Here is a 26,045-nt window from a genome sequence, read left to right as displayed (position 1 = left end):
TTGCCTAATTCTGTCATGGAAAATGACATTATGAGCTGAACATCTTCGATACGTGGCTTGCGACAGAAGCGAGACGCTTGGCCTTCTTGCAAAAGCTGCAAAATAAAATGGTGAGCGCTTCAGCCGATGCCGAGCCCTCCCGCCTTCTCGATGAACGCCACGATCTCGTCGAGCCCGTTGCGCCGCAACAGGTCACTCATCACATAGGGCCGCCCCTCGCGGACCTTCTCCGTATCGCTTCTCATCACATCGAGATCCGCTCCCACATGGGGGGCGAGATCGGTCTTGTTGATGATGAGAAGATCCGAGCGGGTAATGGCGGGCCCGCCCTTGCGCGGAATCTTCTCCCCCTGCGCCACCGAGATGACATAGAGGGTGAGGTCGGCGAGATCGGGCGAGAAAGTCGCCGCGAGATTGTCGCCGCCGCTTTCGACCAGCACCACATCCAGATCGGGAAAGCGGCGGTTGAGGTCGGCAATGGCCGCAAGGTTCAGCGAGGCATCCTCGCGGATCGCGGTGTGCGGACAACCACCCGTTTCCACGCCGACGATGCGATCCTCGGAAATCGCCTGCAGGCGCGCAAGAATAAGCGCATCCTCCTTGGTGTAGATATCGTTCGTGACCACGGCCATGGAATAGCGGTCGCGCATTGATTTCAGGAGCATCTCGCAAAGGGTGGTCTTGCCGGAGCCGACTGGCCCGCCAATGCCGATGCGCAGAGGGCCGTTTGAAGATTTCATCTGTCTGTCCTCGGTTCAATGTCCTGTAGGCGGCGTGACGTCACGATTTGAACACCCGTGTCGTCAGTGTCTCATGGCGCATCTGCGCGATATCGGCGCCATAGGCGATGCCGCCGATATCCTCCAGCGTGGCGTGTTGCGCGTTCCGGGCCTCTTCTGCGACGAGCGGCTCGAGTGCGGCGATGACCGCGAGCCCATCGCTCTGGCCGATGGGAACAAGGCGCACAGCCACCGAGACTTGTGCCTGCATATACGCGGTGAGAAAGGCAAGCAGCGCATCGAGAAGCGCTATGCCATGGGCGGCTGCCAGCGCCCCGAACGCAATGGGATAAGGGCAGGGCGAGGGCAGTGAGCCGGTCACGCCCGATGGCCAGGCCCGTGCCGCCGTGACGAAGGCTTCCCCCATGGCAAGCGTTTCGCGATAGCGCTCACGAGCCGGCGTCAGGGCAAGGCAGAGATCGGCAAGTCCCTGCAATTTCTCTGGCGAGGTGAAGTCACGATGGGCCTGGGACAGCAGAATTGCGTCGTTGCGGGCAGCCCCGGCGCGCAATGCACCGTCGATCCATTCCCGGGTCGTGGCGCGATCCTTTACCCGACCATCGGCGATAGCTGTCTCGAGCCCCGCCGAATAGGCGAAGCCACCGACCGGAAAAGCCGGCGATGCCCAGGTCAGAAGTCTCTGTAATGCGTGTGCATCAGTCATGGTGGTGGCGGTGGTGCCCCTGCTCGTGATGCCCGTGTTCGTGGTGCCCATGTTCGTGGTGCCCATGTTCGTGATGATGGTGCGCGTGGCCATGATAGGCGCCGCGCTCCGGGGAAAAGGGGGCGACGATTTCTTCTATCGCCGCGCCAAGCCCCAGGAGCATGTCGCGGATCACGTGGTCACGGCCAATCAGGATGCGGTCTTCGCGTATCTCGGCCGGCAGATGGCGGTTCCCCAGATGCCAGCAAAGCTTCGCAAGATGCAGCTGGTCTCGTGCGGTCACGGCATAAAGCGTTTCTTCCGCCGCGCGGATTGCCACCAGCCGCCCGTCGTCCAGAACCAGGGCGTCGCCATCGGCAAGCGCGACGGCGGACGGGAAGTCGACCAGAACCTCGTCTCCCGTCGAAATCGTCAGCAGCTTGCGACGCAGATGGCGTTCGTCATGGGCAAGCGTGACGCTCGCATAGGGCGCGCCGGGCAGGGCGTCGGCATGGGCATGCGCGGTTGCACGGATCATGGGGTGCGGCCTTTCATTGCTCGATCATGACTCAAACAAAAAGCCCCGGGCAAGGAGACCTTGCCCGGGGCTTTGCAGGAATGTGTGAGGAGGGTCAGGCTGCGACGGCTTCGCCGGCCTTCAATGCCTCGAGAATGTTCTGCGGTGAGGAAACGCCATAGGGGTCCGTATCGCAGTTGTCGGAGAAACCTTCTTCCTCGAACCACTTCTCGATCAAACCGTTGTTGACCACGGCGGCATAGCGCCAGGAGCGCATGCCGAAACCGAGATTGTCCTTGGCGACCAGCATGCCCATCTTGCGGGTGAACTCGCCCGAACCATCCGGGATGAGCTTCACATTCTTCAGGCCCTGGGACTTGCCCCAGGCATTCATGACGAAGGCGTCGTTGACGGAGATGCAGTAGATTTCGTCGATGCCCTGTGCCTGGAATTCGCCATAGAGCTTCTCGAAGTCGGGAAGCTGGAAGGTCGAGCAGGTCGGGGTGAAGGCGCCCGGCAGCGAGAAGAGCACCACGCGCTTGCCAGCGAAATAGTCGGCGGTCGTCTTGTCTTCCCAGCGGAAAGGGTTCGGTCCTTCGATGGCTTCGTCGCGCACGCGGGTGCGGAACGTCACATCGGGAACTTTTCTCACGGTCATTGAAGACTCCTTGGGCAAATATCAGGCGGCGCCCACGAGAATTCGGGGCGTCATCGCGCTTTTGGTGGTGAATTCCGGAAGCCGGGAGGAGGGCTTCGGAAACGGCATCGGGAATAGAGCATGTTGCACTTGCGAAGGAAAGACCCTGCAGCGCGTCATTCCGCTGCATCCTCAGGATCGGGAGAGGGCCATGCTGCCGCCCGAAATGATGAGCACTGCGCCCACGAAGCGGTTGAGGTAGACGAAGACACGCTCGGATTTCAATACTTTGCCGAACGCCACGCCGGCTACGGCATAAAGCGCGACTGCGCCGACCTCGAGCAAAAGGAACACGCCGCCCATCGCCGCGAGTTGTCGCCAGGCGGGTTCGGCCGCCGTGATGAACTGTGGAAAGAATGCCGTGAAGATCGCGATTGCCTTTGGATTGCTGATCGCCATCATGAAATCGCGGCGCATCAGCGACCACAGGGCGGAATCGAGCGAGCGGGCAGCGGCCATGGCGCGCGCCTTGCGCCAGAACTGGATGCCCACATAGACGAGATAGACAGCGCCGGCGATCTTGATCGCGGTGAAGGCCATCGCCGAGGCGGCAAGGATCGTGCCGAGGCCGATCACGGTGATGAGGATCATCAGCGAGAAGGCGGGAATGCGCCCCATTCCGCCGAGGAAGGCCGGCACCAGCCCCAGACGTGCGCCGTTGGCGAAGGCAAGCATGTTGTTCGGGCCCGGCGCGCAATTGAGCGCGAAACAGGCCGGGATGAACAACGTCCAGGCAATCATCGCAAATGGACTCCTTGAGGTTGCCATGGGCTGGCATTTTCGGCACCGGCGAAGCTAGAACAAAAAATAGCGCTGCGCCATGGGGAGCACGTCTGCCGGTTCGCAGGTCAGAAGCTCTCCATTGGCCCGCACCTCATAGGTTTCCGGATCGACTTCGATATAGGGCGTCGCGTCGTTGAGGATCATCGCCCGCTTGCCGATTGCGCCGCGCGTGTTTTCCACCGCGACGAGCGCCTTGTCGACACCGAGCTTCTGCTGCACGCCTCCCGCAAGCGCTGCCGCTGACGTGAAGGTGACGGAGCTTGCCGTCACCGCCTTGCCATAGGCGCCGAACATTGGCCGGTAATGCATGGGCTGAGGCGTGGGGATCGAGGCGTTCGGATCGCCCATGGGAGCAGCAGCGATGGTGCCGCCAAGAAGCACCATCTCAGGCTTCACGCCGAAGAAGGCCGGGTTCCAGAGAACGAGGTCCGCGCGTTTGCCAACTTCTATGGAGCCGATATGGCGGGATATGCCATGCGCGATGGCCGGGTTGATGGTGTATTTGGCGATGTAGCGGCGGACCCGGAAATTATCGTTGGCGCCGGTTTCTTCCGGCAGACTGCCGCGCTGCCGCTTCATCTTGTCGGCGGTCTGCCAGGTACGGATCAGCACCTCGCCGACGCGCCCCATGGCCTGGCTGTCCGAGGAGATGATGGAGAAGGCCCCCATGTCATGCAGGATGTCCTCCGCGGCGATGGTCTCCTTGCGGATGCGGCTTTCGGCGAAGGCGACATCCTCGGGAATGGACGGCGAAAGGTGATGGCAGACCATCAGCATGTCGAGATGCTCGGCGATGGTGTTGCGCGTATAGGGTCTCGTGGGATTGGTGGAAGAGGGGATGACATTCGAGAGCCCGGCCACCTTGATGATGTCTGGTGCATGGCCCCCGCCCGCGCCCTCGGTGTGGAAGGCGTGGATCGTGCGGCCCTTGAACGCCGCCACCGTATCCTCCACGAAGCCGCTCTCGTTCAGCGTGTCGGTGTGGATCATCACCTGTACGTCGAGCGCGTCTGCAACGCTCAGGCAATTGTCGATAGCCGCCGGTGTCGTGCCCCAGTCCTCGTGCAGCTTCAGCGCACAGGCTCCGGCCAGCACCATTTCCTCAAGCGGCGCTGGCACGGATGCATTGCCCTTGCCGGCAAGGCCGATATTCATGGGGAAGGCGTCGAAGGACTGGATCATGCGCCCCACATGCCACGCGCCTGTGCAGGTGGTGGCGAGCGTGCCGTGCGCCGGGCCCGAGCCGCCGCCGAGCATGGTGGTAATGCCGCTCATCAGCGCTTCCTCGATCTGCTGCGGGCAGATGAAGTGGATGTGCGCATCGAAGCCGCCAGCGGTGAGGATCCTGCCCTCGCCGGCGATGGCCTCCGTGGACGGTCCCACGATGATGGTGACACCGGGCTGCGTATCGGGATTGCCCGCCTTGCCGATGGCCGCGATGATCCCGTCCTTAAGACCCACATCGGCCTTGTAGATGCCGGTGTGGTCGACGATCAGCGCGTTGGTGATGACGGTGTCGACCGCGCCTTCCGCGCGGGTTGCCTGGCTCTGGCCCATGCCGTCGCGGATCACCTTGCCGCCGCCGAATTTCACCTCCTCGCCATAAATGGTGAGGTCGCGCTCGACCTCGATGAAGAGTTCCGTATCGGCAAGGCGCACCTTGTCGCCTGTGGTCGGGCCGTACATGTCGGCATAGGCGGCCCGCGAGATTGTCGTCGGCATTACAGCGCTCCCATGATTTCCTGGCGGAACCCGTAGATCCGCCGCGCACCTGAGATCGGCACCAGCGTCACCTCGCGCGTCTGCCCCGGCTCGAAGCGCACGGCGGTGCCGGCGGCGATGTCGAGCCGAAAGCCCCGCGCCTTGTCGCGGTCGAACTTCAGCGCCGGATTGGTTTCGTAGAAATGATAATGCGAGCCGACCTGCACGGGCCGGTCGCCGCTGTTGGCGACTTCGAGCGTCACACGCTCGGCCCCCGCGTTGAGTTCGATCTCGCCGGTAGCGGTGATGATTTCGCCGGGTATCATGGCTCTTCTCCCTGCCTGTTGCTCAGCCGGCGAAGGCGAGCCAGAGACCGGCAAGCGCCGTGGCTGCACCGGCAATGCGGGTGAAGAGCCCTGCCCGCTGCACACGTCCGAGCGCGATGCCCGCCCCTATGCCGGCCGCGTGGAGCATGGCCGTCGCGATTGCGAAGCCGGCTGCGAAGAGCAATGCGCCCGCCGCCCCCAGTTCACCACCATGGGCGTGGCCGTGAAAGAAGGCGAAGAAGGCCACGGCGCCCATCACGCCGCCCAGGGGGAGGGGTAGAGCAAGGGTCACCATCAGCCCCAGGAACACGATCGAAGCGAGGATGACCGGTTCCACGAAGGGCAGCGGCGCGCCGAGAATGGCTGCGCCAAAACCTGCGATCATCGTGCCGACGAAGGCGGCGGGAACCAGATACAGGGCCCGTCCTCCGAGGTTGGCGGCCCACAGGCCCACCGCCACCATCACCAGAATATGGTCAAGACCGAAGAGAGGGTGCGAAAAACCGGCGGCGAGGGAACCGTGCTCGGCCGGATTGAGATGCGCGAAGGCAGGCGCCGTAGCGGAAAGGGCAAGGAAGGCGGCAAGCGAGAGGCGTCGTAACATTCTGGTTCCCCGTGGTTCTGGAGTCTTGTTTTTGCGGTTTATCCTGGCGAAGCGAGCCTGCTTCTTCAGGAAATGTTTCAGCGAATGGGTTCGTGGACGGTGACGAGCTTGGTTCCGTCCGGGAAGGTGGCCTCCACCTGAATGTCGTGGATCATCTCGGGCACGCCCTCCATCACCTGCGCGCGGGTGACGACATGCGCGCCCGCTTCCATCAGATCGGCGACGCTGCGCCCGTCGCGTGCGCCCTCCACCACGAAGTCGGTGATGAGAGCCACCGCTTCCGGATGGTTGAGCTTCACGCCGCGCTCCAGCCGCCTTCGGGCGACCATGGCCGCCATGGCGATGAGGAGCTTGTCTTTTTCGCGCGGTGTCAGGTTCATGCGGGGTTTCCTGGTTCAGATGGTCCACAGGCGGGGCAAGGCGCCCGCGCCCGAGAGATAGACAATCGCGGGAGCCAGTACGCGCCGCAGGGCAAGTCCCGAGGGAGCGGCAAGGCGCAGCACCAGCCTTTCGCCGATGGCGCTCGCGTCAGCCTGTGCGCCGGCGGGTAAAAGGCGGCGCAGCGGTTCAAGCCGGGCGTCGGCGTTCGGAGCGATGGCAAGCAGCGTGGCAAAGGCATTGTTGCCGGCGAGAAGCGACAGCCCGTCGCGCTCATGGTCGGCTCCGGTCAGGCGTGTCGCTTCCGCATGGATGAGGCGCCCTTCCCGGAAGATGCGCCAGTTGTCGCGAAGCCGGGCGGTGCGGGCTTTTTCCCCCATCGCCTCGCGCCCGAGGAGCACGGCTTCGACGCCGGTGAAGGTCGCGCCTGCTGCAAGCTCGACGGTCAGGCTCCGTTTGAGCCGGCTGCGTTCGAACAGAATGGTTTCCTGCGGCAGCCAGTCGATATGCGCGTTTTCGCCGATGACGAGCCGGGTCGAGACATCGGCGTCACCCCCGGCTGAGCGGTAGATGCGCTCGCAGGCCTGCGTGGTGAGGGAAAGTCGCGCGTCTGCGCCTGCTTCCGCGTGCCAGTCGAGCCTGTCGCCGCCGGTCAGGCCGCCCGAGGTGTTGATGATGACGGCCTCGAGCGCGCCGCGATGCGCGCGGGGCAGGCGAATCTTGGCGCAGCCTTCCTGGAAAAACGTCTTGAGCCGGGTTCGGCCTTCGCTATGGGCAACGCCAATGCACCCTGTTCCCTGCGCCCGCTGAAGACGGGCAGGGGATAAGGGAGGCTCCTTGGACGGGCTTGCCGCTGACTGCACGATCACTGGCTCATACCGTGAGATGACGCTTGATCTCGGGTTTGTCGAGATCGGAAGCGGGCCCGGTATGCAGGATCTCGCCTCGATCCATGATGTAGATACTGTCGGCCAGGTCGCGGCAGAAGTCGAGATATTGTTCAACAAGAAGAATAGTCATACCCAATTCATCACGCAAAAACTGCAATGCGCGACCGATATCCTTGATAATCGAGGGTTGAATGCCTTCCGTCGGCTCGTCGAGTATCAGCACTCTGGGCCGCGTGACCAGAGCCCGTCCGATGGCAAGTTGCTGCTGCTGGCCGCCGGACAGATCGCCGCCGCGCCGCGACAGCATGTTCTTCAGTACCGGAAACAGGGTGAACACCGTGTCGGGAATGTTGCGTTCAGCGGGCTTCAGCGGGGCAAAGCCCGTCTGCAGGTTCTCCCTCACCGTCAGGAGCGGGAAGATTTCCCGTCCCTGCGGCACATAGCCGAGCCCAAGCCGCGCCCGGGCATAGGGCGGTGTCCGGCGCATGTTTTCTCCACCTATGGCGATCTCGCCGCGCGCCACCGGCTGAATGCCGGCGATTGCCCTGAGCAGGGAGGACTTGCCGACACCGTTGCGCCCAAGAACGGCGGTGATCTTTGCCGGCTCTGCCTCGACGCTGACGCCGCGCAGCGCCTGTGCGGCGCCGTAGTAGAGGTCGATACCGTCAATGCTCAGACCGGTTCCCATCCTCACCTCCCCAGATAGCTTTCGATGACGCGCGGATCCGCGCTCACATGGTCGAGGCTGCCCTGCGCCAGAACGGAGCCCTCCGCGAGCACCGTCACGCGGGCGGCGAGATCGCGGATAAAACTCATGTCGTGCTCAACGACGACGACGGAGCGTGTCGTGGCGATATCCTTCAGAAGCTTTGCCGTTTCCACAGTCTCCGCGTCGGTCATGCCGGCAACAGGTTCATCGACCAGCAGGAGTTGGGGGTCCTGCGCAAGCAGCATGCCGATTTCCAGCCATTGCTTCTGCCCATGGCTTAGATTGGCGGCAAGCTCCTGCGCGCGCGCCGTCAGCCGCACCATGTCGAGGATTTCGTCGATGCGGGCGGTGTCCTTGTCGTCCGGCTGGTAGAACCAGGCCGAGAAGACATCGCGGGGCTTCTTCAATGCGAGTTCCAGATTGTCCCGTATGGTATGACTCTCGAAGACGGTCGGCTTCTGGAATTTCCGGCCAATGCCGAGTTCGGCGATCGCCGCCTCGTCGAGCTTCGTTAGGTCGACCGTGCCGGAGAAATAGACGTCGCCCTCGTCGGGCCGCGTCTTGCCGGTGATGATGTCCATCATCGTCGTCTTGCCGGCGCCGTTCGGACCGATGATGGCCTGCAGCTCGTTGTGCCCGACGATCAAGGAAAGGTTGTTGATCGCCTTGAACCCGTCGAAGGAAACGGAGACGCCGTCGAGATAGAGGAGGGTTTCCTGTCTGCCCATAATGTCACTCCGCCGGCGAGGTCTTGAGGTCGCCGGAAAGGTTCGTTCCTTCCTCGGCGCGTGCTGAAGCGCGCCTTGCCTTCAGCGCCGACCAGCCGCCGGTAAAGGCACCGACGATGCCCTTCGGCAGCAAGATGGTGACCGCCACGAAAAGACCGCCCAACGCAAACAGCCAGAATTCGGGAAGGACGCCGGTGAACCAGGATTTTCCGGCGTTGACGAGCACGGCGCCGATAATCGGGCCGATCAGCGTGCCGCGTCCCCCGACGGCGGTCCAGATGACGATCTCGATAGAATTGGCCGGGGCGAATTCGCCCGGATTGATGATGCCCACCTGCGGCACGTAGAGCGCGCCGGCAATGCCGGCGATGATGGCCGAGGCGGTGAAGGCGAACAGCTTGTAATTGTCCACCCGGTAACCGAGGAAGCGCGTCCTGCTTTCTGCGTCGCGCACCGCGACCAGCACCTTGCCGAGCTTGGAGCGCACGATGGCCGAACAGACCAGGAAGGCGAGCGCCAGCGCTATGGCGGAGGCGGCGAAAAGAACGGCGCGTGTCGTGCCGGACTGGATCGGCGTGCCGAGAATATCCTTGAAGTCGGTCAGGCCGTTATTGCCGCCGAAGCCCATGTCGTTGCGGAAGAAGGCAAGCAGCAGCGCATAGGTCATGGCCTGGCTGATGATGGAGAGATAGACGCCAGTGACCCTGCTTCGGAAAGCGAGCCAGCCGAAGACGAAGGCAAGCAGGCCCGGCACCGCAACCACCATGAGCGCCGCGAACCAGAACATGTCGAAGCCGTGCCAGAACCAGGGCAGTTCCTTCCAGTTCAGGAATACCATGAAGTCGGGCAGGACCGGGTTCGCATAGACGCCGCGATCACCGATCTGACGCATCAGGTACATGCCCATCGCATAGCCGCCGAGGGCGAAGAACGCGCCATGGCCAAGCGAGAGAATGCCGCAATAGCCCCACACCAGATCGAGCGCCAGCGCCAGCATGGCATAGGTCAGGTATTTGCCGAACAGCGGGACGAAATGGTCGGGCACACGCAGCGGGTGCCCCTCCGGCAGGTAGAGATTGGAGACCGGCACCGCCACCGCGATGAAGAGAAGCAGGGCGACGACGAAGAGTGCCTTGCGGTCCAGTGCGCGGATGAGAGTTTGCGTGATCATGCGTCCACCGCCCGGCCCTTGAGGGCGAATAGCCCGCGCGGCCGTCTCTGGATGAAAAGAATGATGAAGACGAGGATGAGGATCTTGCCCAGCACCGCGCCCGCATAGGGTTCGAGGAATTTGTTGGCGATGCCGAGTGTCAGCGCGCCGACCAGCGTTCCCCACAGATTGCCGACACCCCCGAAGACGACGACCATGAAACTGTCGATGATGTAGCTCTGACCGAGATTGGGCGAGACATTGTCGATCTGCGAGAGCGCGACACCGGCAATGCCGGCGATGCCCGAGCCAAGACCGAAGGTCAGCGCGTCGACCCAGGGGGTGCGGATACCCATGGATGAAGCCATGCGCCGGTTCTGCGTGACGGCGCGCATCTGCAGGCCGAGCGGCGTGCGGTTGAGCACGGCAAGCAGCACCGCGAAGACGATCATGGCGAAGATGACGATCCACAACCGGTTCCAGGTGATGGACAGGCCCCACAGGTCGAAGGCGCCGGACATCCAGGAAGGATTGCCCACCTCGCGGTTGTTGGGGCCGAAGATGGTGCGCACCGTCTGCTGGAGGATGAGGCTCAGGCCCCACGTCGCAAGCAGTGTTTCGAGCGGGCGGCCGTAGAGCCAGCGGATGATGCCGCGCTCTATGGCCACGCCCACGGCCCCCGTCACCAGAAAGGCCAGCGGCAGTGCGATGGCCAGCGAATAGTCGAACAGGCCCGGGAAATTATTGCGGATCACCTCCTGCACGACAAAGGTTGTGTAGGCGCCGAGCATAACGATCTCGCCATGGGCCATGTTGATGACGCCCATCACGCCGAAGGTGATGGCAAGGCCGATGGCCGCAAGAAGAAGAACGGAACCAAGCGAAAGCCCGTACCAGACATTCTGCAACGCCGACCAGAAGGCGAGCTTGTCTTCGATGGATTTGATGCCGCTCTCGATGGCGGGCAGGAGGTCTGCGGAAGCGCCGCTGCGGGCGCCCGTGAGAAAGGCCAGTGCCTCACGGTCGCCCTTCGCGATCAGCGTGTCGATTGCGGCGATCTTGTTTTCAAGCGCTGCATCGGATTTGAGCAGAGCCGCGGCACGTGCCTGTTCCATCGCGGTTTTGACGCGTGCGTCGTCTTCCTGGGCGATTGCCGTGTCGAGCATCCCGATTGCCGCCGGATCGGTGGTCTTCAGCATGCTTTGTGCCGCCGCAAGGCGGGTGGCGGGGTCCTTGCCCATCAGGGTGAGCTGACCGACGGCGCTGTCGATGGCGCGGCGCAGGCGATTGTTGACGCGAATCTTGTCGAGGCCGCTCTTGTCCACGGCGCCAAGCGCTTTACCCGTCAGAGGGTCGGCGGTTTCCAGGCTGTTTCCGCGTCCGGTCGCGACAATGACGGTCCCGCTGTCCTTGAGCGTGTAGAGATCGCCCTTGCCGAGTGCCCCAAGCACATCCGCCACGCGAGGATCGCCGGTTCCGGCCAGGTCGAGGATAACTTTTTCCCGCTCCGCGTAGCCGCCCTTGGGCAGGGCCTGGACCAGTGTCTGAAGCGGGTCCGTCTGTGCCATGGACGGCGCTGTTGCCGCCAGCAGAAGAAGCGTGGCAATCATGCTTATGACGAGGCGGATGACTGACATGAGGGGCCTGTTCTTGATCGAGTTGGCGCCAGCCCCTCATCCGGCCTTCAGGCCGGCTTCTCCCCGCGTGCGGGGAGAAGGGAAGGGTGAGGAGCGGTGTCGGGGCGAGCTCAGCTTGCTCCGCCGCAGGCCTTCGTTTCGGTGTTGTAGTTCCCGCAATTGATCGGTGCGGTCCAATCGGCCTCGATCATCTTGGATTCGGGCAGGAAGTCCGACCAGGCGTCGCCGGGCACCGTGCCTTCCGTTTCCCACACCACGTCGAACTGGCCGTTGTCCTGAATCTCGCCGATCAGCACTGGCTTGGTGATGTGGTGGTTGGGAAGCATCTTGGCGATGCCGCCCGTAAGGTTCGGCGTCTCAAGGCCGATAATCGCATCGAGCACGGCGTCGGTGTCGGTGGTGCCGGCCTTCTCCACGGCCTTGACCCACAGGTTGAAGCCGATCACGTGGGCTTCCATCGGATCGTTGGTCACGCGCTTGTCGTTGCCGATATAGGCGTGCCACTTGTCGATGAATTCCTTGTTTTCGGGCGTGTCGACGGATTCGAAATAGTTCCACGCGGCGAGATGGCCGACGAGTGGCCCCGTGTCGATACCTGCCAGTTCCTCCTCGCCGACGGAGAAGGCCACGACGGGAATGTCGGTGGCCGAGATGCCCTGGTTGCCGAGTTCCTTGTAGAAGGGCACGTTGGCGTCGCCGTTGATGGTGGAGACCACGGCCGTTTTCTTGCCGGCCGAGCCGAACGCCTTGATGTCGGAAACGATCGTCTGCCAGTCGGAATGACCGAAAGGCGTGTAGTTGATCATGATGTCTTCGGCGGCAACGCCCTTATCCTTGAGATATTGCTCCAGGATCTTGTTGGTCGTACGTGGATAGACATAGTCGGTGCCGGCCAGAACCCAGCGTTCCACGCCCTCCTCATTCATCAGATAATCGACGGCGGGAATGGCCTGCTGGTTGGGGGCCGCACCCGTGTAGAACACGTTGCGCTGGCTTTCCTCGCCCTCATACTGAACGGGATAGAACAGGATCGAGTTCAGTTCCTCGAACACCGGCAGAACCGACTTGCGGCTGACCGAGGTCCAGCAACCGAACACGGCAGCCACCTTGTTCACGGAGATCAGCTCACGCGCCTTTTCCGCAAACAGAGGCCAGTCTGAGGCCGGATCGACCACGACGGCTTCCAGTTTCTTGCCGAGCAGGCCGCCCTTCTTGTTCTGCTCGTCGATCAGGAACAGCATCGTGTCCTTTAGAGTCGTTTCCGAAATGGCCATGGTGCCGGATAGCGAATGCAGGATGCCGACCTTGATCGTGTCGTCAGCAGCGCGCACCAGGCCGAGCGACAGGGCCATTGCGCCGGTCAGCGCTGCGGCGAGTGTCGCGCGGCGTGTAAGATTGAGAGTCATCTGATTGTTCCCCTGGCTGATTTTTCGAGTGGGTCGGGCATGCCCTGTTCCCGACCTCGAAGCCGATTGTGCGATGCAGCAGAGGGGGCTCATATACGTTGAATGACGTAGGTCCTTTTTCCTGAAGTTGCTCCAGAGAGGAAAAGGCAAGGATTCGCAATGGATTAGTCGGCTTCTGCGACCAGCCTAAATTTTCAGCATATTGCGGAAATGATCAAAAAGTAGTCATCTGTGTGCCGAGGCAACACAAGAGGCGAGGGGCAGCCCGCAAATTCATGGCGCGACAGCGAATTCTTCCCATCAGGCGCGAGTATAATCGCTGGGTGGCCAACCAGACGCTGGAGGATTACGCGCTGCGCTTTACGGCGAAGAGCGCGCGGCGGTTCTCGAGCCAACGCATATCGCAAACCGCTATCGGCGCTATTTCCTTTCTGGCTCTGGAGGCGATCGGCGGTGCGATTACGCTCTCCTACGGCACAACCAACGCCTTCGTCGCGATCCTCGTGGCAAGTGCGGTGATCCTCGTGATCGGCGTGCCGATCTCACGTTATGCCACACGGCACGGGCTCGATATCGACCTTCTCACGCGCGGCGCGGGCTTTGGATATATCGGCTCCACCATCACCTCGCTGGTCTATGCCAGCTTCACCTTCATTCTCTTCGCCATCGAGGCCTCGATCATGTCGAGCGCGCTGGAGCTTGCCTTCGGCCTGCCATTATGGATCGGCTATATCGTCAGCGCGGTCGCCGTCATTCCGCTCGTCACCCACGGCGTTCGTCTCATCAGCCGCTTCCAGCTTCTGACCCAGCCCGTCTGGATCGTCCTCAACATTCTTCCGTTCTTCTTCATCGCCTTTCTAGACTGGGAGAAATTCGATCTATGGCGCGCCTTTGCCGGCGCCCATGCGCCGCCGGCTGCCAGTGGGGTCGCGTCTTTCGACCTGTTGCAGTTCGGCGCGGCCTCCGCCGTCATCCTCGCGCTTTTGACGCAGATCGGCGAGCAGGTGGATTTCCTGCGCTTCCTGCCGCCGCAGGAGCAATCGCGCAAGCGCCACCGTCTGGCGGTGTTCCTGGCGGGGCCGGGCTGGGTGGTGCTCGGTGCGCCGAAGCTTCTCGCCGGTTCCTTTCTCGCTGTGCTCGTCCTGTCGACGGGCGTGCCGGCCGAACATGCCTCGGAACCGGCGCAGATGTACGCCGTGGCCTTCGGCTACATGATCCCCAACGAAACGGCGGCGATGATCCTGATGGCCGTGTTCGTTGTGGTCTCGCAGCTCAAGATCAACGTGATGAATGCCTATGCCGGCTCGCTTGCGTGGTCGAACTTCTTTTCCCGCCTTACCCACAGCCATCCCGGCCGGGTGGTCTGGCTTCTCTTCAACGTGGCCATTGCACTGCTCTTGATGGAGCTTGGCATCTACCGGCTTCTGGAAGCGACGCTTGCTGTCTTTTCCATCGTTGCGATGGCCTGGCTCTGCACCATCTCCGCCGATCTCTTCATCAACAAGCCGCTCGGACTGGCGCCGCCCGGCATCGAGTTCAAGCGGGCCCATCTCTACGACATCAACCCGGTCGGCATGGGGTCCATGACGCTGTCGGCGACCATCGCGCTTGCAGCGCATTTCGGCCTGTTCGGCCCGTTCGCGGCGGCGCTCGCCCCCTATATCGCGCTCGCCATTGCCTTCATCGCGGCACCCGCAATCGCCTGGGCCACGGGCGGGCGTTATTATCTTGCGCGCAAGGCGCGGCGGGGATGGCAGGGGGAAGGCAGCATCGCCTGTTCCATTTGCGAGCATCCCTTCGAGCCGGAGGATATGGCCTGGTGCCCGGCCTATGCCGCCCCGATCTGTTCGTTATGCTGTTCGCTCGACGCGCGCTGCCACGACCTGTGCAAGCCCAAGGCTCATTTCCGAGCCCAGGCTGCCACTGTCGCCCGGCATATCCTGCCTTCCGTCGTCATTGAAACCCTGCAGACGCGGCTTGGCCGCTACGGCATGGCGATGGGTTTCGCTGTTGCGCTGATCGGCGTCATGCTGGCTATGATCTACACATTCGCCGTCAAGGCGGCCCCCCAGACAGCCGATGTCGTGGGCGGAACGATCCTCGTGGTCTTCTTTGTCTTCTCCGTCGTGGCGGGCATCGTTACCTGGTATCTGGTGCTGGCCGAAGACAGCCGCCGCGTGGCGGAGGAAGAAAGCTCGCGCCAGAACACGGCGCTGCTCCGGGAGATCGCAGCCCATGGTAAGACCGACGCCGCACTCCAGCGCGCCAAGGAAGCGGCGGAGGCGGCCAACCAGGCCAAGAGCCGCTATGTGGTGGGGCTGAGCCACGAGCTGCGCACACCGCTCAATGCCGTGATGGGCTACGCGCAGATCCTCGAGCGCGAGGACGATATTCCTGCACCGCGCAAATCGTCCATCAAGGTCATCCGCCGCAGCGCCGAGCATCTGTCCGGCCTCATCGATGGCCTGCTCGACATTTCCAAGATCGAGGCCGGGCGGCTGCAGGTGCACATGGCCGAGATCAATCTCGCCGATTTTCTCGACCAGATCGTCGACATGTTCCGGCTTCAGGCGGAGGCCAAGGGGCTGGAGTTTCGTCACAGCCGTGACAAGGCGCTGCCGCGCCATGTGCGGGCCGATGAAAAACGCCTGCGGCAGATTCTCGTCAACCTGCTTTCCAATGCCATCAAGTTCACAGATCGGGGTCATGTGGAATTCGCGGTCGTCTATCGCTCGGAGGTGGCCCATTTCCGCGTTGGCGACAGCGGACCGGGTATTGGCGAGGAGGATCGGGGGCGCATTTTCGAACCCTTCGCGCGGGGCAGTGCCGAGCGCAACCGCCTGTCGCCGGGGCTGGGGCTAGGCCTTACCATCACCAAGTTGCTGGTGGAGACGCTGGGCGGCGACATTGCGGTGGAAAGCGAACCGGGCTCCGGCTCCACATTCCAGGTGCGGCTGATGCTTGCGCGTGTGGACCGACCCGTCGTCAGCGCGCCCTCGGAGCGCCGCATCGTCGCCTATCGTGGGCCGCGCCGCACAATTGTCGTGGTCGACGACAATGCCGAGCACCGCGAGATGATGCGGCACATGCTTCAACCGCTCGACTTCACCGTGCTGACCGCCGTGGACGGTCCCGATTGCATGACATTGACGGAAGCCATCCAGCCCGACCTCTTCTTCATCGACATCCTGATGCCAGGCATGAGCGGCTGGGATCTGGTCAAGCGCCTGCGCGCGCGCGGCGTTGGCGTGCCGCTCGTTATGCTGTCGGCGAATATCGGCGACGGCACCAACCGCAGCACGCGCGACGCAGGCCATAGCGATGCACTTGCCAAGCCATTCGCCCTGCGCCAGCTTCTCGAAAAGCTGGAAGGGCATTTGCGGCTTGAATGGGTCTATGAAGGCGAAGACCGGGATACGGCAGAGCGCACTGCCCGCACTGTTCTCAGATCGCCCGGTGCGGCCCATGTGCGCGAGTTGATCGGCCTTGGCCAGATCGGCCACGTGCGCGGCATCGAAACCAAGCTGGAGGAGCTTGCGCGCTCGCCGGACAACACCCAGTTCGTGGAGGTATTGAGATCGCATATGCGAAGTTACGACTTTGCTGGTTACACGCGTTTCCTGGAAAGCGTGAGCGGCGATGATTGAAGTGGCAACGGCCCGGCCAGCGGGCGACATCGTGCTGGTGGTCGATGATTCCCCCGAGGCGCTCGGTTTCCTGACGGGCGCCATGGAAGCGGCGGGCGTCACGGTTCTGGTGGCGCGCAGCGGCGAGGCGGCCTTGGCCATCGCAGAGCGGCTTGCCCCGGACATCATTCTCATGGACGCGGTGATGCCGGGCCTCGATGGGTTCGAGACCTGCCGGAAGCTGAAATCCATGGCGGGTGTCGCACATGTGCCGGTCATCTTCATGACCGGTCTCACGGAGACGGAGCATGTGGTTCATGCGCTGGAATCAGGCGGGGTCGATTATCTCACCAAGCCCATCAACCTTGATGAATTGAACGCGCGCATAAGAGTGCATCTGGCCAATGCCCGCCGCGCCCAGAGCGCGCGCCTGGCGCTGGATGCGGCGGGGCGGCATCTTCTGGCACTGTCTTCGGCCGGGGGCATCCAGTGGGTGACGCCGCAGGCCACAAGGCTCCTGCGCGCGCCGGAGCTGGGACCGGATGCCGAGGCGCGTCTGTCGCAGAGGGCGGGCGCATGGATTGCAGAGCGGGGAACGGCGGCGCTCGCCGGCGAGACATTGTTGCTCGATCCCGAGCGCCCGGCGGGCTTGCAGCTCGTATGCCTCGGCACCATCGCACCCGACGAGCATCTGTTCCGGCTTGTGGCGGGCGGCAGCGGCGATCAGGATGCAGTGCTGCGCCAGAATTTTGGCCTGACCAACCGCGAGAGCGAGGTTCTCTTATGGATCGCGCGCGGGAAATCCAATCGCGACATCGCCGAGATATTGGGGTTGAGCCCGCGCACCGTGAACAAGCATCTGGAGCAGGTCTACGCCAAGCTCGGAGTCGAAAACCGAGCCTCGGCAGCCATCAAGGCAACCCATGTGCTTCAGATGGAAGGCTGAGGCCCGGCTACCGCTTCAGAGCATTTTGCAGTCAGGCCGGAGCATCTGACGCCCGCATTAATGCCGACAAACAATGAGATAGTGCGGCTCTGAATTTCAATCAAACGATGAAACGCTTTAGCGAATCCTCTCGACCAGCTTGATCTGGTAAGTGTGCATCGTGCCTTCGCGGGCCACGGAGACATATTCGCCCTGCACAAACCGTTCCTCACCCAGGCGGAAGCCGATCTCGTCGTCGCGTTCACCTTCCTCATAGTCGAAATACCATTGCCCGCCGGGCTTGCGGCGCAGGCGGCCGATACGATCTTGCGCATCAGGGGCGAACTGGCGCACCCGACACTGCATCTGGTGCTTCTTCCACTCTTCGGCGTCGAGATGACCCTCCTCGTTGAGCGGCACGAGCAGATCGTAACCTTCTTCCTGGTCACCGAGCGGGTGGCCCTTCTCGCGGGCGAGCGTCAGCCGCACGTGGCGGAACTTGGGAGAGAGGTCCGAAGCTGTGGTCATGGTCGATCCTTTCGATTGCGTGCTACAGCGCCACACATTCCTGCAAGTGCACAAAGAATGCCGGGCTAGCCGTAACCTTTTGCATGCCGCGGTCGCCTTGACGAAGATCAAGGGGCGTGGATGAAGGTTCGGCCTATTCTTGATCCGGATCAAGTCGCGATTGCGGTGGCACGGTTAACATTGAAAGTGGCGTGCTTCGCGCCATCGGGACGATTGGGATAAAAATGCGGAATTTGCTGAGTCTGACCGGCGCGATCGCCGTTGCCGGTTTTCTGTCGTGTGCACCCGTTGCAGCGCAGCCGGAGGACCTTGTGACCTTCGGCCGGCAACTGGTGGAAGCCAATTGCGCACGCTGCCATGCGGTCGGTCTCAAGGACGAAAGCACTCATCCGGAGGCGCCCGCCTTCCGCACGCTCTCCGAGCGCTATCCCATCGATGCGCTGGAAGAGGCCTTTGCCGAGGGCATCGTCGTGGGACATCCGGACATGCCGGAATTCATCGCCGAGCCGGATCAGATCGACGCGATCATCGCCTATATCGAAACGCTCCAGAAATAGGCTTGGGAAAAATCGACGGAAAGGACCGTGCCATGGCCGATGAGCCGAAATGCATTCTCGTCGGCTTCGAGGCGCAGGATCCATTCAAGATCACGCCGGCCTTGGCATATGCTCTGGAGCTTGCCGGCCTGCACGATTCCTGTCTGACCGTTTGCGCCCTTCCGCCTTCGGTGTTTCTGCCGATCTCGCGCACGGGTGCCACCGCTGCCGCGCTTTTCAAGAGCGAGCTCGAAACGATGGAGAAGATGACGATCACGAGCGCGCGTGCCGCCGGCAAGCTTGCCTCGGCGGCCGGCGTCGATTGTCTCATCGAGCAATCGTTGTCGCGGCTGGAACGCCGGGCGGCATATCTTGCCCGTCTCGCGCGCGTCAACGATCTGTGCGTTATGGATGCGCCGCAAGCGAGCGAGGACGCACAGGGCGAGGCGGTGGAGGAAGTGATTTTCGATAGCGGCCGTGCGGTGCTTCTGGTGCCGCCGGCAGGCGGCCACGCTGCGCCCAGGCGCGTCGCCATTGCCTGGGATGGAAGTGCGCGGGCAGCCCGCGCGGTAAACAACGCCCTGTCGTTTTTCAAAGGGGCAGAGAGCGTCTTCATCGTTTCGGTGACGGGCGAGAAGGATCTGTCGCGCATGGCGCCGGGGGCCGATCTCGCCGCTTATCTCGCACGGCACGGCGTGCGCGACCCGATGCTTGAAACATTGGCCGCACCCGATGGCGACGTGACCGCGCGCCTGAAGGCATTCGCCGATGCGGAGGGGATCGAGCTTCTGGTGATGGGCGCCTTTGCCCATTCGCGTTTCCGCGAGGCGATCCTCGGAGGGGTGACGCGTTCGATGCTGGAAACGGTGCCGGTGCCCCTGCTTCTCGCCCATTAACGCATGTCTCCCCGAAGTGGGAACCGGTTCCGGGATAAAGACATGCGTAAGATCGAGAACTTAAAGCGTAGGGAGCGAATCTGAAAGATCACGACACGCTTTAAGGCCATTCGAACCCACGTGGGCAAGAAGCCTCAGGCGACCGCGTTCTTCGGCGCACAATAGATGCCGTAGAGCGTCTCCAGCACCTTTTCCACTTCAGGGGCGGACAGGCGATAATGGATCAGCTGGCCGTCGCGTCGCGTTTCCACGATCTTCAGCGCGCGCAGCTTGGCGAGCTGCTGCGAGAGCGCAGACTGGCTCATGCCTATCGCCTCGGCAAGCGCGTTCACGCTCGTCTCACCCTGCAGCAGATGACACAGGATCAGGAGACGGTTCTGGTTGGCCATGGCTGTTAACAGCTCCGAGGCGTCTTTGGCCTTTGCCTCGAATTCAGCGATTTCTTTGCGTTTCATTTGCCTATATGAATATATTAGCAGATAAGTATGTTGTGCTCTGCCGCCGTTCTGTCAAGCCTTCAAACGTGGGCAGCGGGTTGATCGGAGTCAATGCCCGTTCCGGGGCGGGGCCGCATGATCTGTTCGGAATGCGGGTCATACACCGACCTGCCTTTCCGGACCAGCTTGGCAATGAGGAGGACTGGAAATGGCAAGAATTGCAATTCTGGGCGCCGGACTTGGCGGCACCATCATGGCCTATGAGCTGCGCGAGGCTCTGGGCAAGGGACATGAAATCTCGATGATCGGGCTCGGCAGGCAGTATTCCTTCGTGCCGTCCAACCCTTGGGTGGCGGTGGGCTGGCGCAGTCGCGAATCCATCGAGGTCGATCTGGAAGAAGTTTGCCGCAAGCGCGGCCTGAAGCTTTATCCGCAGGGTGCGCGCAAGGTGCAGCCACAGGAAAAGCGCATCGAACTCAATGATGGCGCTTCCCTCGATTACGATTATCTCGTCATCGCCACGGGGCCCGAGCTTGCCTTCGACGAGATCGAAGGGTTGGGGCCGCAGGCGCACAGCCAATCCGTCTGCCATATCGATCATGCCTTGAAGGCGAAGGAAGCTGTCGACGCGCTGGTCCGCAAGCCGGGGCCTGTCATCGTCGGGGCGGTGCAGGGCGCATCCTGCTTCGGGCCGGCCTATGAGTTCGCCTTCATTCTCGACAAGGCGTTGCGCGATGCGAAGGTGCGCGATCGCGTGCCCATGACCTTTGTGACCTCGGAGCCCTATATCGGCCATCTCGGCCTTGACGGGGTCGGTGATACGAAGGGCCTGCTGGAAAGCGAACTGCGGGCTCATCACATCAAGTGGATATGCAACGCCAAGGTGGACAAACTCGACGCGGAGCGGATGCTCGTCTCCGAAATGGCCGAAGACGGCAGTGTGCGCCAGACCCACGATCTTCCGCAGGTCTTTTCCATGATGCTTCCGGCCTTTCGGGGCGTGGAGGCCGTGCGCGACATCGAGGGGCTGGTCAATCCACGTGGTTTCGTCCTGGTCGACAGGCATCAGCGCAACCCGGCTTTCCCGGAGGTTTTTGCCATCGGCGTCTGCGTCGCTATTCCACCGGTCGGCAAGACACCGGTTCCGGTGGGTGTGCCGAAGACGGGCTTCATGATCGAATCCATGGTCACCGCTACGGCGCACAACATCGTTCGCCTGATCGAGGGTAAGGAGCCAGACGCCGAGGCGACATGGAATGCCGTATGCCTTGCCGATTTCGGCGATTCCGGTGTTGCCTTCGTCGCCCAGCCGCAGATACCCCCGCGCAATGTGAACTGGGCCTCCTCCGGCAAATGGGTGCATGCGGCCAAGGTGGGTTTTGAGAAATACTTCCTGCACAAGATCCGCAGCGGTGTTTCCGAACCCTTCTATGAGAAGCTGGCCTTGCAGGCGCTCGGCATCGACAAGCTCAAGGAAGTGAAATTCGACCACCCGGCTGAATGATCCTCACGGGTCCCGTCGGTTAAAAACCCATCGCCTGATGAAGGCGATGGGTTTTTTCTGTTCTTGCCTGGCTTCAGGTTCTCAGCACCCGATAGATCGCCGGAATGACGAGCACTGTCAAAAGGGTCGATGATGCAAGGCCGAACAAGAGCGAAATCGCCAGTCCCTGGAAGATCGGATCGGCGAGGATCACCGCCGCGCCGATCATTGCTGCAAAGGCCGTGAGCAGGATCGGCTTGAAACGGATTGCACCGGCTTCGATCAGCACGTCCGTCAGCGGCTTGTCCGGCGAGCCTGAATGGCGGATGAAGTCCACCAGCAGGATCGAGTTTCGCACGATGATGCCGGCAAGCGCGATGAAGCCGATCATCGATGTCGCCGTGAAGGGCGCGCCGAACAGCCAGTGCCCGCCGAGAATGCCGATAAAGGTCAGCGGTATGGGCGTGAGGATCACGAGCGGCACCTTGAAGGAGCCGAACTGGGCGACGACCAGGATATAGATGCCAAGCAGCGCCACCATGAACGCAGCCCCCATGTCGCGGAACGTGACCCATGTGACTTCCCACTCACCGTCCCACAGAAGTGTGGGCTGGCTTTCATCGGCGGGTTGCCCGTGCAGCTTGATGACCGGCTTTTGAAGTCGGGTCCAGTCCTGCGCGTCGATGGCCTCCTGCACGGCAAGCATGCCATAGAGTGGGGCCTCGAAGGCGCCGGCAAGCTCTGCGGTCACCATTTCCGCTGCGCGTCCATTGTGCCGGAACACCGGGTAGGAGGCGCGCTCATCGGCAATGCGCACGACATCGCCCAGTTCCACCACTCCGCGCGCGCCCGGCAGCACATTGGCCGGGATCGGCGTGGTCAGGAAGTCTTCGTCCAGCACCTTCTCGCCCTTGGGGCGTTCGACGCGGATCGGGATCGGCGGGCGGCCCCCGCCGCGATGCGAGTAACCGACCGTCGAGCCGCCATTGAGAATGGCGATCGTGTCGAAGACGTCGCTTTCCTGGACCCCGAAGAACTCGGCATCGTCGGTGGAGATGGTGGCGCGCAGGCGTCGGGCTGGATCGCCATAGGAATTGTCCACGTCCACCACGAAGGGCACGGAACGGAAAGCTTCCTCGACCTTGGCCGCCACCTGACGGCGCGTTTGCGCGTCGGGGCCGTAAATTTCAGCCAGCAGCGTTGCCATGACCGGCGGTCCCGGCGGCGGCTCGACGACCTTGATGTTCGTGCCGGCTGGCAAGGGCAGGGCGGCAAGCCGCTCACGCACGTCGAGTGCGATGTCATGGCTCGAGCGGTCGCGGTTGCCCTTGGGCGTCAGGTTGAGTGCTACTTCACCGAGCTGCGGTTCGGCGCGCAGATAATAGTGGCGCACCAGGCCGTTGAAATTGAAAGGTGCTGCGGCGCCCGCATGGGTCTGCACGGAGTGTACCTCCGGCAGTTCCAGCACGTTGCGGGCGACCATCTGCGCCACGGCGTCCGTCGCCTCCACGGAGGAGCCCTCCGGCAGGTCGATCATCACCGCCAGTTCCGACTTGTTGTCGAAGGGAAGCAGCTTCACCGTCACGTCCTTGGTGTAGAACAGGGCGAGCGAGCCAAGGGTCAGGATGCCGACGCCGATCAGGAACACCCAGCTCCTCTTCTTGGTTTTCAGGATCGGGCGCGCGACGGCGCTATAGACCTTGCCCAGCCGGCCACCCTGCGCGTGATCTCCGTCCGCGCCATGATGCAGCGGTGCGCGACCGGCGGCCTTCATCATCAGCCAGGGGGTGACCATGACGGCCACGAAGAAGGAAAAAATCATCGCCGCCGAGGCATTGGCTGGAATGGGGCTCATATAGGGACCCATCATGCCCGACACGAAGAGCATGGGCAGCAATGCCGCGACCACCGTCAGCGTGGCGACGATTGTCGGATTGCCGACCTCCGCGACAGCCTCGATGGCGGCCTGCTGGCGGTCACGTCCATCCTTCATGCCCCAATGGCGGGCGATGTTCTCGATCACCACGATGGCATCGTCCACCAGGATGCCGATGGAAAAGATGAGCGCGAAGAGCGAGACACGATTGAGCGTGTAGCCCATAACCCGCGAGGCGAAGAGGGTGAGCAGGATCGTCACCGGGATCACGATTGCCACCACGACGGCCTCGCGCCAGCCGATGGCGAGCCATACCAGCGCGATGATCGAAACGGTCGCAAGCCCCAGATGGAAGAGCAGTTCGTTGGCCTTCTCGTTTGCCGTCTCGCCATAGTCACGCGTGACGGCAACCTCCATGCTGTCGGGGATGAGCGTGCCTTCCAGCAGTTCGACGCGTTCGAGCACCTGCTCGGCCACCGTCACCGCATTGGCGCCGGCACGCTTTGCAATCGCCAGCGTAACGGAAGGCACGCGCAGATAGCTGCCATCGTCAGCGCGCGTCACGGTCGATACGCGCGCCTCGCTCGTATCGGTCGCGAATGCGACATCGGCCACGTCACGCACATAGATCGGCCTGCCGTCGCGGGCAGTCAGAAGCAGGTTGCCGATTTCCTCCGGCGTGCGCAGCGTCTCGCCGGCAACGACCATGATCTGTTCGCCCTGGTCGCGCACCTGCCCGGCGGGAAATGCACGGTTGGCGCCGCTCACCTTGGCTGAAAGCTGTTGCAGCGTGATGCCGTTGAGGGCCAGTCGTCTGGGATCGGGGGCTATGCGGATCGTCTCGCCCGTTTCGCCGACAAGATAGGTGAGCCCCACATTCTCGATCTTGGAAATCTCGGTGCGCAGTTCGCGCGCGATGCGCGTCAGATCGTTGGCCGTCATCTCCGATGCGGCTTCGGGCCTTGGTGAAAGGGTGAGCGAGACGATGGCCACGTCGTCGATGCCGCGGCCGACGATGAGCGGCTCGGGGATGCCGACGGGGATACGGTCCATATTGGCGCGCACCTTGTCGTGCACGCGCAGCACCGCCGCATCGGACGAGGTGCCGACGACGAAGCGTGCAGTGACCATGACGTGGTCGTCGCCGCTCTGGGAGTAGACATGCTCGACGCCGTCAATTCCCTTGACGATGGTTTCCAGGGGCTCGGTGATGAGCTTCACCGCATCCTCGGCCTTCAAGCCGTTGGCGGTGACATGGATATCCACCATGGGAACGGAAATCTGGGGCTCTTCCTCGCGCGGCAGGGTGGCAAGCGCCACCAGCCCGAAGGCGAAAGCGGCGATCAGGAAGAGGGGGGTGAGGGGCGAATGGATGAAGGCGCGCGTGAGCACACCCGCAATACCCAGTCTGTGCTGTGTCTCGTTCATGGCACGATGACCGTGTCTCCAGCGGCGAGGCCGCTCAGGATTTCAATAAATTCGCCCGCATCGCGGTGGATCGTCTCGCCCGAAACCACGGCGCGTTCCAGAGTGTCGCCGGCGCTCGATACGGTGACGAAATCGATGCCCGAACGCGTGGCCACCGCTGCCGCAGGTACGAGAAGCGCCTGACGCTCACCGACTGGAACCTCCACAAGAACGCGCGCATCCACGAAGGCGGTGTCGAGCCCGTCGACCTCCACGTCGGCAATGACCCGGCCGTTTTCGATCTGCGGATAGATCTTGGCAAGCCTGCCGGGCATCTCCTTGCCGGCGGCGGTAATGCGGATATCGGCGCCTTCTTCCAGCGAGAGGGCGTGGCGCTCGGGAATGGCAAGGCGCAGGAAGAAGCCGCCACCGCCGATGGTGGCCACGCTTTCACCGGCCATGATGACGGCCCCGCGGGTAACCGGTACGGTCAGGACGCGCCCGCCGACCGGCGCCAGGACGGCCCCTTCGGCCGCCTGTTGCTCGATCACGGAACGCTGGGCCTCTGTTGCCGCAATCTGGTTGCGAACGACATCGACATCGGTGCGCAGCTGGTCGAGGCGCTGCGTGGTGATGACGCCGCGCTGTACCAGTGTCTGGCCACGCTCCAGTTCCGTTTCGGCGGTCTGGAGCTGGGACTGGAGCGCGCGCAGCTGTGCATCGAGCGCAGCGACCTGGAAAGCCAGCTTGTCGTCGCGGACCTCGCCAATCTTCTGGCCCGTACTCACTTCGTCGCCTTCGCTGACCGAAAGGTCGACCACCACGCCGCCGATGCGCGCACGGGCTGGAACGGTGTCACGCGTCTCCACCCGACCATAGACCGGCTTCCATTCGGGAATGGTCGTCGGCGAAAGGGTTAGGGTCTCGGCCGATGCCGGATTGGCAGCAAGAAGACTGGCAGCAAGAAGGCCGATGGCTGGAAGAAGCGCGCGCATGACTTGTCTCCCGTTCAGTTGAAGGCGCAGCCGGCCTTAAAGCCAAGCTTGCGGAAGATCATGGCTGCCGGACAGAAGCCGGTAAAGGCCGACTGGATCATGTTGAAGCCGATGAACACGGTGAACCAGACAAACAGCGGCGAGACCCAGAATGTGAGCGCCACTGAAATCAGCACCATGGTGCCGGCAAAGGCGAGAACGGCTTTATCGAGGGACATGGGGTGTCTCCATATATATTATGATGTTCTCATATATTTCCTTGTGCGGATTTTGCAAGAGAAGAGCAGGGGACGTCAGACGGATTTCGGCAGCGTTTTGCCGGCGTCATGAAAATGGCCCGTCATTTCGTGCGAAACAACGGGCCGTCGGGAAAAACACTAGAAGGCGA

25 protein-coding genes are annotated in these 26,045 nt (G+C 62.5%); 5 read left to right on the top strand and 20 right to left on the bottom strand.

What is annotated here, in order from left to right; translation table 11 throughout:
• Positions 1-119 precede the first annotated feature (119 nt).
• The 15 genes from ureG to urtA all read right to left on the bottom strand — a co-directional run bounded on the left by ureG (position 120) and on the right by urtA (position 12,948).
• Positions 120-740: an urease accessory protein UreG gene (gene ureG, locus NA8A_RS06850; RefSeq protein ID WP_009449924.1), complete on the bottom strand. Its 621-nt coding sequence runs from the start codon at positions 738-740 to the stop codon at positions 120-122.
• A gap of 40 nt (positions 741-780) precedes the next feature.
• The gene (locus tag NA8A_RS06845) at positions 781-1,536 is read right to left on the bottom strand and encodes an urease accessory protein UreF (protein ID WP_240532751.1); all 756 of its coding nucleotides are present in this window, start codon (positions 1,534-1,536) and stop codon (positions 781-783) included.
• Positions 1,436-1,960, bottom strand: a complete 525-nt coding sequence (locus NA8A_RS24620) for an urease accessory protein UreE (protein ID WP_009449922.1) — start codon at positions 1,958-1,960, stop codon at positions 1,436-1,438. Before NA8A_RS24620 ends, NA8A_RS06845 begins: the two co-directional genes overlap by 101 nt.
• Positions 1,961-2,054: 94 nt before the next feature.
• Positions 2,055-2,597 carry a peroxiredoxin gene (locus tag NA8A_RS06835; protein ID WP_009449921.1) on the bottom strand — a complete coding sequence of 181 codons (543 nt, stop codon included), beginning with the start codon at positions 2,595-2,597 and terminating at the stop codon, positions 2,055-2,057.
• A 171-nt stretch (positions 2,598-2,768) separates the two neighbouring features.
• Entirely contained in the window at positions 2,769-3,377 is a 609-nt protein-coding gene (locus tag NA8A_RS06830) for a LysE family translocator (protein ID WP_009449920.1), read from the bottom strand.
• A 54-nt stretch (positions 3,378-3,431) separates the two neighbouring features.
• Positions 3,432-5,141 (bottom strand): urease subunit alpha, encoded by a 1,710-nt coding sequence (gene ureC / locus NA8A_RS06825; RefSeq protein ID WP_009449919.1) that lies wholly within the window; start codon positions 5,139-5,141, stop codon positions 3,432-3,434.
• Positions 5,141-5,446, bottom strand: coding sequence for an urease subunit beta (locus NA8A_RS06820; RefSeq protein ID WP_009449918.1), 306 nt, complete (start codon positions 5,444-5,446; stop codon positions 5,141-5,143). The genes ureC and NA8A_RS06820 overlap by 1 nt, the downstream gene beginning before the upstream one ends.
• 22 nt (positions 5,447-5,468) lie before the next feature.
• Positions 5,469-6,050 carry a HupE/UreJ family protein gene (locus NA8A_RS06815; protein ID WP_009449917.1) on the bottom strand — a complete coding sequence of 194 codons (582 nt, stop codon included), beginning with the start codon at positions 6,048-6,050 and terminating at the stop codon, positions 5,469-5,471.
• A 77-nt stretch (positions 6,051-6,127) separates the two neighbouring features.
• On the bottom strand, positions 6,128-6,430 hold the full coding sequence (locus NA8A_RS06810; RefSeq protein WP_009449916.1) for an urease subunit gamma: 303 nt from the start codon (positions 6,428-6,430) through the stop codon (positions 6,128-6,130).
• Between the two features lie 15 nt (positions 6,431-6,445).
• Complete coding sequence (locus NA8A_RS06805) at positions 6,446-7,297, bottom strand: urease accessory protein UreD (protein WP_009449915.1); 852 nt, start codon at positions 7,295-7,297, stop codon at positions 6,446-6,448.
• Positions 7,298-7,301: 4 nt separating this feature from the next.
• Positions 7,302-8,006, bottom strand: a complete 705-nt coding sequence (gene urtE / locus NA8A_RS06800; protein ID WP_009449914.1) for an urea ABC transporter ATP-binding subunit UrtE — start codon at positions 8,004-8,006, stop codon at positions 7,302-7,304.
• A gap of 2 nt (positions 8,007-8,008) precedes the next feature.
• Positions 8,009-8,755: an urea ABC transporter ATP-binding protein UrtD gene (gene urtD, locus NA8A_RS06795; RefSeq protein WP_009449913.1), complete on the bottom strand. Its 747-nt coding sequence runs from the start codon at positions 8,753-8,755 to the stop codon at positions 8,009-8,011.
• 4 nt (positions 8,756-8,759) lie between these two features.
• The gene (urtC, locus tag NA8A_RS06790; RefSeq protein WP_009449912.1) at positions 8,760-9,926 is read right to left on the bottom strand and encodes an urea ABC transporter permease subunit UrtC; all 1,167 of its coding nucleotides are present in this window, start codon (positions 9,924-9,926) and stop codon (positions 8,760-8,762) included.
• A complete protein-coding gene (gene urtB / locus NA8A_RS06785) occupies positions 9,923-11,542 on the bottom strand; it encodes an urea ABC transporter permease subunit UrtB (RefSeq protein WP_009449911.1) in 1,620 nt (539 codons plus the stop codon). The genes urtC and urtB overlap by 4 nt, the downstream gene beginning before the upstream one ends.
• A 110-nt stretch (positions 11,543-11,652) precedes the next feature.
• Complete coding sequence (gene urtA / locus NA8A_RS06780; RefSeq protein WP_009449910.1) at positions 11,653-12,948, bottom strand: urea ABC transporter substrate-binding protein; 1,296 nt, start codon at positions 12,946-12,948, stop codon at positions 11,653-11,655.
• 275 nt (positions 12,949-13,223) lie between these two features.
• On the opposite strand from urtA, the gene NA8A_RS06775 reads away from it, so the two are divergent.
• Together NA8A_RS06775 and NA8A_RS06770 are read left to right on the top strand one after the other, a co-directional pair.
• Positions 13,224-16,595, top strand: coding sequence for a hybrid sensor histidine kinase/response regulator (locus NA8A_RS06775; RefSeq protein WP_009449909.1), 3,372 nt, complete (start codon positions 13,224-13,226; stop codon positions 16,593-16,595).
• Entirely contained in the window at positions 16,588-17,520 is a 933-nt protein-coding gene (locus NA8A_RS06770) for a response regulator transcription factor (protein WP_009449908.1), read from the top strand. The genes NA8A_RS06775 and NA8A_RS06770 overlap by 8 nt, the downstream gene beginning before the upstream one ends.
• 117 nt (positions 17,521-17,637) lie before the next feature.
• Here the strand turns inward: NA8A_RS06770 and NA8A_RS06765 are convergent, their stop codons facing one another.
• The gene (locus NA8A_RS06765; RefSeq protein WP_009449907.1) at positions 17,638-18,027 is read right to left on the bottom strand and encodes a hypothetical protein; all 390 of its coding nucleotides are present in this window, start codon (positions 18,025-18,027) and stop codon (positions 17,638-17,640) included.
• A 224-nt stretch (positions 18,028-18,251) separates the two neighbouring features.
• On the opposite strand from NA8A_RS06765, the gene NA8A_RS06760 reads away from it, so the two are divergent.
• Together NA8A_RS06760 and NA8A_RS06755 are read left to right on the top strand one after the other, a co-directional pair.
• On the top strand, positions 18,252-18,584 hold the full coding sequence (locus NA8A_RS06760) for a c-type cytochrome (RefSeq protein WP_009449906.1): 333 nt from the start codon (positions 18,252-18,254) through the stop codon (positions 18,582-18,584).
• A 32-nt stretch (positions 18,585-18,616) separates the two neighbouring features.
• Complete coding sequence (locus tag NA8A_RS06755) at positions 18,617-19,459, top strand: universal stress protein (RefSeq protein WP_009449905.1); 843 nt, start codon at positions 18,617-18,619, stop codon at positions 19,457-19,459.
• Between the two features lie 134 nt (positions 19,460-19,593).
• On the opposite strand, the gene NA8A_RS06750 is transcribed toward NA8A_RS06755, so the two are convergent.
• Positions 19,594-19,914: an ArsR/SmtB family transcription factor gene (locus tag NA8A_RS06750; RefSeq protein WP_009449904.1), complete on the bottom strand. Its 321-nt coding sequence runs from the start codon at positions 19,912-19,914 to the stop codon at positions 19,594-19,596.
• Positions 19,915-20,104: 190 nt separating this feature from the next.
• On the opposite strand from NA8A_RS06750, the gene NA8A_RS06745 reads away from it, so the two are divergent.
• Positions 20,105-21,400 carry an NAD(P)/FAD-dependent oxidoreductase gene (locus NA8A_RS06745; protein WP_009449903.1) on the top strand — a complete coding sequence of 432 codons (1,296 nt, stop codon included), beginning with the start codon at positions 20,105-20,107 and terminating at the stop codon, positions 21,398-21,400.
• Positions 21,401-21,473: 73 nt separating this feature from the next.
• Here the strand turns inward: NA8A_RS06745 and NA8A_RS06740 are convergent, their stop codons facing one another.
• Genes NA8A_RS06740 through NA8A_RS06730 form a run of 3 tightly spaced genes read right to left on the bottom strand, consistent with a single transcriptional unit; the run spans position 21,474 to position 25,875 of the window.
• The gene (locus NA8A_RS06740; RefSeq protein ID WP_009449902.1) at positions 21,474-24,683 is read right to left on the bottom strand and encodes an efflux RND transporter permease subunit; all 3,210 of its coding nucleotides are present in this window, start codon (positions 24,681-24,683) and stop codon (positions 21,474-21,476) included.
• Positions 24,680-25,657, bottom strand: coding sequence for an efflux RND transporter periplasmic adaptor subunit (locus NA8A_RS06735; protein ID WP_009449901.1), 978 nt, complete (start codon positions 25,655-25,657; stop codon positions 24,680-24,682). The genes NA8A_RS06740 and NA8A_RS06735 overlap by 4 nt, the downstream gene beginning before the upstream one ends.
• 14 nt (positions 25,658-25,671) lie before the next feature.
• Positions 25,672-25,875, bottom strand: a complete 204-nt coding sequence (locus tag NA8A_RS06730) for a YgaP family membrane protein (protein ID WP_009449900.1) — start codon at positions 25,873-25,875, stop codon at positions 25,672-25,674.
• Positions 25,876-26,045: the final 170 nt, after the last annotated feature.

The sequence above is a fragment of the Nitratireductor indicus C115 genome, assembly GCF_000300515.1.
GTDB classification, from domain to species: domain Bacteria; phylum Pseudomonadota; class Alphaproteobacteria; order Rhizobiales; family Rhizobiaceae; genus Nitratireductor; species Nitratireductor indicus.
Note: the sequence above shows the minus strand (reverse complement) of the source record. Positions and strands in the feature narration are given on the sequence as shown.